We start from the raw sequence: 9246 nt of genomic DNA, 5'->3' as shown, positions 1-9246 counted from the left end.
TGTTCTGGGGCGCACCACTGGTCGCCCGGGAGGTTGCACGTGGTCCTCGAACAGGCCCCGGAGGTTGCCGACGACACCACGCCGGCGGCCAGCACCGCACCGGACGGACCGTGGCTGCTGTCCGGGCGTACCGAGCGGGCGCTGCGGGCGCAGGCGGCGAAACTGCTCGCCCGGGTGGCCGGCGACGACCGGGTCGACCTGCGTGACGTGGCGTACGCCCTGACGGCCGACCGCAGCACGTTCGACCACCGGGCCGTGATCCTGCCCGGTGACCGCGCCGACCTGGTGCACCGGCTCGCGGCGCTGGCGGAGGGGCGCCTCGACACCGGAGTGCTCACCGGCCAGCGGCAGCCCGCGCGTACCGCGTTCCTCTTCTCCGGCCAGGGTTCCCAACGCACCGGCATGGGCAGCGACCTCGCCGCCACGTACCCCGTCTTCGCCGCTGCGTTCGACGAGGTCTGCGACGCGCTCCAGCCGCACCTGGAGCAGCCGCTGCGTCGGGTGATAGCGGAGAACCCGGACGGTCTGCTGGACCAGACCGCCTACACCCAGGCCGGTCTCTTCGCCGTCGAGGTGGCGTTGTACCGGCTGGTCGAGTCCTGGGGCATCGTCCCCGACCACCTGATCGGCCACTCGATCGGCGAGCTGGCCGCCGCGCACGTCGCCGGTGTGCTGTCCCTCGCGGACGCGGCGACACTGGTCGCCGCGCGCGGCACCCTGATGCAGGCGTTGCCCGTCGGCGGGGTGATGGTCGCGGTGCGGGCCACCGAGGCGGAGGTGCTGCCACTGCTGACCGACGGCGTCTCGATCGCGGCGGTCAACGGTCCACGCTCGGTCGTGCTCTCCGGCGAACAGCAGGCGGTCGAGGCGGTCGCCGCGACCTTCGGCAGGACCAAGCGGTTGACCGTCAGCCACGCTTTCCACTCGGCGCTGATGGAGCCGATGCTCGACGACTTCCGCCGGGTCGCCGAGAGCGTCACCTATCACGAGCCGCGCATCCCGATCGTCTCCAACGTCACCGGCCGGCTCGACGAACGGCTGGACGCCGCCTACTGGGTGCGCCACGTCCGCGACGCGGTCCGCTTCGCCGACGGCATCGCCGCCCTGGTCGACGCCGGCGTCACCGCACTAGTGGAGATCGGCCCCGGCGGTGTCCTGACCGCCCTGGCCGAGGACTGCCTGACCGGCGGTCAGGTGGTCGTCGCCGCGTTGCGCAAGGACCGCCCCGAGCCGGCGGCGCTGCTCGCCGCGATCGGTCGCCTGCACGTGCACGGGGTGTCCCCGGACTGGCGTGCCGTGCTCCCCGCCGGACGGCCGGTCCACCTGCCCACGTACGCCTTCCAGCACGAGCGGTACTGGCCGGACACCTCCCGCCGGTGGACCGGCGATCTGACCAACGTGGGCGTCCGCCCGGCGGGGCACCCGCTGCTCGGCGCGGCCGTCGCGCTCGCCGACGGCGGCGGCTTCCTCTACACCGGCCGGCTCAGCCTGGAGCAGCACTCCTGGCTCGCCGACCACGCCGTGCAGGGCACCGTGCTGGTGCCCGGCACCGGCTTCGTGGAGCTCGCACTGCGCGCCGGCGAGCAGGTCGGCACCGGCCACCTGCGCGAACTCACCCTCCAGGCGCCACTGGTGCTGCCCGAGCGCGGCGACACCGAACTGCAGGTGTCGGTCGGCCCGGCGGAGGACGACGGCTCCCGCGCCGTCACCATCCACTCCCGAGCGGTCGACTCCACCGACCCGGACAAGCCGTGGACCTGCCACGCCGTCGGCGTGGTCCAGGCCGTCGAAGCGTCCACCACGGACTGGCGGGACTTCACCATCTGGCCACCGGCCGACGCCCGCCCCGCCGACCTGACCGGGTTCTACGACCGGCTCGCCGCGCAGGGCTTCACCTACGGGCCCGCGTTCCAGGCTCTCCAGCGGGCCTGGGTGGCCGGCGAGTACGCGTACGCCGAGGTGCGCATCCCGGACGGCAGCGGCACCGACCCGGCCGACTTCGGCCTGCACCCGGCGCTGCTCGACGCGGCCATGCACGCCACCGGCCTGCTGCCGGCCCGGACCACCGAGCAGGGCAACCGGCTGCCGTTCGCCTGGAACGACGTCGCGCTGCACTCGCCCGGCGCCACCGACCTGCGGGTCCGCGTCCGGATCGCGGAGAACGCCGACGTGAGCGTCGCCGTCGCGGACGCCACCGGCGAGCCGGTCGCCGAGGTGCGGATGCTCACGCTGCGTCCCATCTCCGCCGACCAACTCGCCACCACCGACGACACGCTCTTCCACGTCGACTGGCCGGCCGTCACGACCACCGCCGGCGACCCCGGCCGGATCGCGATCCTCGGCGACGACCTGCCCGAACTCGCCGACATCGCCGCGGACCGCTACCCGGACCTCGCGGCCCTCGGGGTCGCCCTGGCCGGCGGCGCGGACCGCCCGGACCTGGTCCTGGCCGGCTGCGCCGGAACGGACTCCGATCCCCGGTCCACCCACGCCACCACCATCGCCGCGCTGGTCACCGCGCAGCACTGGCTGGACGACAGGGCGTTCGAGGGGGCCCGGCTGGTAGTGGTCACCCGCCAGGCGATCGCCACCGGCCCGGACGAGGACGTGACCGACCTGTCCGCCGCCCCGGTCTGGGGCCTGATCCGCTCGGCCCAGTCGGAGAACCCGGAGCGGTTCGTCCTGGCCGACCTGGACGGGCACCCGGCAAGCGCGGGCCGGCTGATCGAGGCGGTCACCTCCGGCGAACCGCAGGTCGCCGTCCGCCGCGGCACGGTACGGGTGCCCCGGCTGGCCCGGCTCGCCCCGCCCCGGGAGCCGAACCCCCCGCTCGACCCGGACGGCACCGTCCTGATCACCGGCGCCACCGGCACCCTGGGCGGCCTGCTGGCCCGACACCTGGTCACCCGGCACGGCGTACGGCACCTGCTGCTCACCAGCCGCCGGGGCAGCGCCGCCGAGGGCAGCGCCGAACTCTGCGCCGAACTGACCACACTGGGCGCCGCGGTGACCCTGGAAGCCTGCGACACCGCCGACCGCGCCGCGGTTGCCGCGCTGCTCGCCTCCGTGCCCGCCGAGCACCCGCTGACCGCTGTGGTGCACGCCGCCGGGGTCAGCGACGACGGCGTGGTCAGCGCGCTCACCCCGGGCCGGGTCGGCGCGGTGCTGCGACCCAAGGTCGACGCCGCCCACCACCTGCACGACCTGACCCGGGACGCGAACCTCAGCGCGTTCGTCCTGTTCTCCTCGCTCGCCGCGACCCTCGGTGGCGGTGGCCAGGGCAACTACGCGGCGGCGAACGCCTACCTGGACGCGCTCGCCCAGCACCGACGGGCGGCCGGGCTGCCCGGGGTGTCCCTCGTCTGGGGCCTCTGGGACGCGCGCAGCGGCATGTCGGAGCACCTCGACGACACCCACTTCTCCCGCATCGCGCGCGGCGGCATCATCTCCATGCCGTCCGCCGACGCGCTCGCGCTCTTCGACCGGGCGATCGCCGCGTCGGTGCCGGTGGTCGCGCCGGCCCGGCTGGACTTCGCCACGCTGCGGGCGCAGAGCGCCCAGGGCGGCGTACCGGCGCTGCTGCGCGGGCTGGTCCGGGTGCCGGGAGGCAAGCCGGGTGCCAGGACCCGCGCCGGCAACGCGTTCCTCACCCACCTCGCCGCCCTCGCCGAGGCGGACCGGGAGCGGGCCCTGCTCGATCTCGTACGCGGACAGGCAGCCGCCGTCCTGGGCCACAGCGGTCCGGCGGCCGTCCCGCCGCAGCAGCCCCTCTCCGAACTCGGCGTCGACTCGCTCACCGCCGTGGAGATCCGCAACCAGTTGGGCGGCGCGACCGGGCTGCGCCTGCCGGCCACCCTCATCTTCGACTACCCGACCCCGCAGGCCCTCGCCGGATACCTGCACGAACAGCTCGGCGGCATCGAGGCACCGACGGCGGCGAGCACCGAGGCCGCGCCGGTCGCCGCCGACGAGCCGATCGCCATCGTCGGCATGGCCTGCCGCTACCCCGGCGGTGTGCGGACGCCGGAGGACCTGTGGCAGCTGGTCGACCTGGGCACCGACGGGATCACCGGCGTCCCGGAGGACCGGGGCTGGGACATCGCCGGTCTCTACGACCCGGAGGCGGACCGACCGGGCGGCTTCTACGTGCGTGAGGGTGGCTTCCTCGACGGCGCCACCGACTTCGACGCCGCGTTCTTCGGGATCAGCCCCCGCGAGGCGGTCGCGATGGACCCGCAGCAGCGGGTGCTCCTCGAGGTCTCCTGGGAGGCGATCGAGCGGGCCGGCATCGACCCGGTGTCGCTGCGCGGCAGCCGGACCGGTGTTTTCGCCGGCACCAGCGGCCAGGACTACGGCGGCGTTCTCGGCCGTGACCCGTCCAGCGTCGGCGGGTTCGGCCTGACCAGCACCACCGCGAGCGTCATCTCCGGGCGGGTGTCGTACGCGCTCGGGCTGGAGGGCCCGTCGCTGTCGGTGGACACCGCCTGCTCGTCGTCACTCGTCGCCCTGCACCTCGCGGCCCAGGCGCTGCGGCAGGGGGAGTGCTCCCTCGCGCTGGTCGGCGGCGTGATGGTGATGGCGACCCCGGCAGCGTTCGTCGCGTTCAGCCAGCAGCGCGGACTGGCCCCGGACGGACGGTGCAAGTCGTTCGCCGGGTCCGCCGACGGGATCGGCTGGGCCGAGGGCGCCGGTGTCCTGGTGGTGGAGCGGCTCTCCGACGCGCGACGCAACGGCCACCACGTCCTGGCCGTGGTCCGCGGCAGCGCGATCAACCAGGACGGCGCCTCCAACGGCCTGACCGCCCCGAACGGCCCGTCGCAGCAACGCGTCATCCGCGCCGCCCTTGCCAACGCGGGCCTGAACAGCGCCGACGTCGACGTGGTGGAGGCGCACGGCACCGGCACGGTGCTGGGCGACCCGATCGAGGCGCAGGCGCTGCTGGCCACCTACGGTCAGGGTCGGCCGGCGGACCGGCCGCTGCGGCTCGGCTCGATCAAGTCGAACATCGGCCACGCGCAGGCCGCCGCCGGTGTCGCCGGGATCATCAAGATGGTCGCGGCGATCCGCCACGAGACGATGCCGCGCACCCTGCACGTGGACGAGCCCACACCCGAGGTGGACTGGTCGGCCGGTGCAGTCGAGCTGCTCACCGACGCGAGGCCGTGGGAGACGTACGGGCGGCCACGGCGGGCCGGCGTCTCGTCCTTCGGGGTCTCCGGCACCAACGCCCACGTGATCATCGAGGAGGCGCCGGCCACGCCGGCCGACGAGTCGACAGTCGTGTCGCCGGACGTGCCGTGGGTGCTGTCCGGGCGTACCGCCAAGGCCGTCGCCGACCAGGCCCGCCGACTCGCCGGCCTGGAGTCGGAGGCCGCCGAGGTCGCCCACTCGCTGCTGGGCCGATCCGAATTCGTCCAGCGGGCTGTGGTGCTCGGCCCTGATCACCGTGCCGGTCTGGCCGCGCTGGCCGACGGGTTGCCGTCCAGCGCTGTGGTGTCCGGTGTGGCCCGTTCCGCCGGTGTGGTGTTCGTCTTCCCCGGTCAGGGCTCCCAGTGGGTCGGGATGGCCGCCGGGTTGTTGGATGCCGAGCCGGTGTTCGCGGCCCGGATCGCCGAGTGTGCGGCGGCGTTGGCGCCGTTCGTGGACTGGAACCTCCTCGACGTGCTGCGCTCCGACGATCCGTTGGAGCGGGTGGACGTGGTGCAGCCGGTCCTCTGGGCGGTGCATGTCGCGTTGGCCGAGGTGTGGCGGTCCAAGGGTGTGACCCCCGATGCGGTGATCGGTCATTCGCAGGGTGAGATCGCTGCGGCCTGTGTCGCCGGAGTCTTGTCGCTGAGTGACGCCGCGAAGGTCGTGGCGTTGCGCAGTCAGGCGCTGCTCGCGCTGTCGGGCAGCGGCGGGATGGTGTCGGTCAACGCCGGCCTGGACGTGGTCACCCCGCTGCTGACCGACGGGGTCAGCGTCGCGGTGGTCAACGGCCCGACCAGCGTCGCCGTCGCCGGTGCCGACCTGGAGCCGTTCCTGGCCGCCGCCGAGGCGGCCGGGGTGCGGGCGAAGCGGGTCAAGGTCGATTACGCCTCGCACTGCGCTCTGGTCGAGCCCGTGGAGGCGGAACTGGCCCGACTGCTCGACGGGGTGCGACCGCTCCCGGGCTCGGTGCCCGTGTTCTCGACCGTCGAGGGCGGCGGGGAGATGGACGCCGGTTACTGGTACCAGAACCTGCGCCAGCCGGTCCGGCTCGACCAGGCCGTGCAGGCCGCGTACACCGCTGGGCACCGGATCTTCGTGGAGATCAGCGCGCATCCGGTGCTGACCGGGGCGATCGCCGACAGCGTGGACGCTCCGGCCGTCGGGACGCTGCGTCGAGGCGAGGGCGGCCCCGCTCAGATCGTGCGGGCCCTGGCCGAGGCGTGGGTGCAGGGCGCACCCGTCGACTGGACCACGGCCATCCCGGCAACGCGGACCGTCGACCTTCCCACCTACCCCTTCCAACACCAGCGGTTCTGGGTCGACGAGGTCAACCTCCCGATCAGCGCCGACATCGCCACCGCCGGCCTCAACGCGGCGAGCCACCCGATGCTCGGCGCCGCCATCCCGCTGCTCGACTCCGACGCGGTCCTCTTCACCGGCCTGCTCTCCGTCGAGGCCCACCCCTGGCTCGGCGAACACAAGGTGATGGGTGCCAACGTCATGCCCGGCACCGCCTTCGTCGAACTCGCCCTGCACGTCGCGGGTCAGACCGGATGCCGGCGGCTGGAAGAACTCACACTGCTCACCCCGCTGATCGTTCCCGAGCGCGGCGCCCGCCAACTACAGCTCTGGGTGGGACCGCCGGACGGCAACGGCCGGCGCGCCATCAACGTCCGCTCCCGCTCCGACGAGGGCGAGGCCGGCGACCCGTTGGACGCCACCGGCTGGGTCCACCACGCCACCGGCGCGATCAGCACCGCCGCCGACCCGACCGGGCCGGCCGACCTCACCACCTGGCCGCCACCCGGCGCCCGGCCGGTCGACCTCTCCGAGTTCTACGAGGCCGTCAGCCGGACCGCGTTCGACTACGGGCCGATGTTCCAGGGCCTGCGCGCCGCCTGGGTCACCGAGGACGACGTCTACGCGGAGCTGTCCCTGCCCGAGTCGGGCCGGCCCGCCGCAGGCGCGTACGGCATGCACCCGGCCCTGCTCGACGCCGGCCTGCAGGCCATGTCGCTGAACACCTTCCTGACCCGGATGGGCGACGGCGAACCGGCCGAGCGCAGCCGCCTCCCGTTCGTGTGGAGCGGCATCTCCCTGCACACCACCGGCTCCTCCAGCTTCCGGATCCGACTCAAGCCGGCCGGCGCCGTCGGCGTCTCGTTCACCGTCGCCGACAGCACCGGCGCCCCGGTCGCCGAGATCGACTCGCTGATCATGCGGCCGGTGTCGGCGGACCGGCTGGCCAGCGCCCGCGGCGGCGACCACGAGTCGCTGTACCGGCTGGACTGGACCCCGGTGCTGCCCGGGACGGCCCCGGCCACCGCTGTCGTCGGCGTCGACCCGTACCAGCTCACCCGCGTCGCCGGGACCGGATACCCGGACCTGACCGCGTTGGCGGACGCCCCGGCCGTACCCGACCTGGTCTTCGTGACGCTCGAAGCGGATCCGCAGGCGGCGGCCGAACCCGGCGTCGGCGCGCGGCACCGCACCACCCACGCGCTCGACCTGGTGCAGCGATGGCTCGCGGAGCCCGCGTTCGGGGCGTCGCGACTGGTCGTCGTCACCCGGGGCGCGGTCGCGGCGAACACCGGCGACCCGGCCGGTGACCTGGCCGCAGCCGCCGCGTGGGGCCTGATCCGCACCGCGCAGGCGGAGAACCCGGACCGCTTCGTCCTCCTCGACCTCGACGACGATCCCACCTCGCTGACCGTGGCCGTCCCGGCGGTCGCCTCCGGTGAGCCGCAGGTGGTCGTCCGTGCCGGTCGGCCGCTGGCCCCGCGCCTGGCACCGGTCCCGGTGGCCCCGGAACCGCGCACCGACATCGCCGGTGGCGACCCGGACGGCACCGTTCTGATCACCGGTGGCACCGGCACCCTCGGCGGGCTGCTCGCCCGACACCTGGCCGCCGAGCACGGGGCCCGGCGGCTGGTGCTGACCGGACGTCGCGGACGCGCCGCCGACGGGGTGGACGCCCTTGTCACCGACCTGACCGAGCTCGGCGCCCAGGTCGTCGTGGAGGCCTGCGACGCCACCGACCGGGACGCCCTCGCGGCGGTCCTCGACCGGATACCCGCCGACCAACCACTGACAGTGGTGCACGCGGCAGGCGCACTGGACGACGGCGTCGTCACCGCGCTGACCCCGGACCGCATCGACGCCGTGCTGGCACCGAAGACCGACGCCGCGTGGAACCTCCACCTGCTGACCAGGGACCGCAAGGTCGCCCGGTTCGTGCTCTTCTCCTCGGCGGCCGGCGTCCTCGGCGGCGCGGGACAGGGCAACTACGCGGCGGCCAACGCCTTCCTCGACGAGCTGGCCCGGCACCGGCGGGCGCTCGGCCTGCCCGCCGAATCCCTGGCCTGGGGCCTGTGGGAGCAGGCCAGCGGCATGACCGGGCACCTGGACGGCGCCGATCTGCGCCGGGTGGCACGCGGCGGCGTCCGTCGACTGCCGACCGCCCGTGCGCTCGCCCTGTTCGACACGGCAGGCGTACTCGACGAGCCGCTGCTGGTCCCGGCGGACCTGGACCTGGCCGGGCTGCGCCACCACCCGGCGGAGACCGTGCCGGCGCTGCTGCGCGGTCTGGTCCGAGGCGCGGCCCGGCCGGTCGCCGAACCGGCCGGCGGCCCGTCGGTCGTGGGCCTCGCCCAGCGGCTCGCCGGTCTCGCCGACGAGGACGCCGACGCCCTGGTCCTCCAGGTGGTACGCGCCAACGTCGCCGCCGTCCTCGGCTACCCGGGCCCCGACGACGTGGACCCGACCCTGCCGTTCAAGGAACTCGGCTTCGACTCACTGACCGCCGTCGAGCTGCGCAACCGGCTCAACGTCGCGACCGGCCTGCGGCTGCGCGCCACCCTCGTCTTCGACTACCCGAACGCCCACTCGCTCGCCGCGTACCTGCGGGCGCAGGTGGTGCCGGACGAGGCCGGGGCGGCCGAGCCGCTGCTGGCCGAGCTGAGTCGGATCGAGGCCGCCGTGGCCACGTTGCCCGGCGACGGATCGGTACGCGAGCAGGTGACCAGCCGCCTGCGTGACCTGCTGGCCGGGCTGGAG

At 74.5% G+C, this 9246-nt stretch carries 1 protein-coding gene; it reads left to right on the top strand.

Annotated features, from left to right (window positions below; all coding sequences use genetic code 11):
- Positions 1 to 39: 39 nt before the first annotated feature.
- The coding region (locus tag ACWCO3_RS26115; RefSeq protein ID WP_450012524.1) for an SDR family NAD(P)-dependent oxidoreductase at positions 40 to 9246 on the top strand (9207 nt) is incomplete at its 3' end.

The sequence above is a fragment of the Micromonospora sp. NPDC002411 genome, from assembly GCF_053592955.1.
The sequence above is the reverse complement of the archived record's forward strand: the minus strand, read 5'-3'. Positions and strand labels throughout refer to the sequence as shown.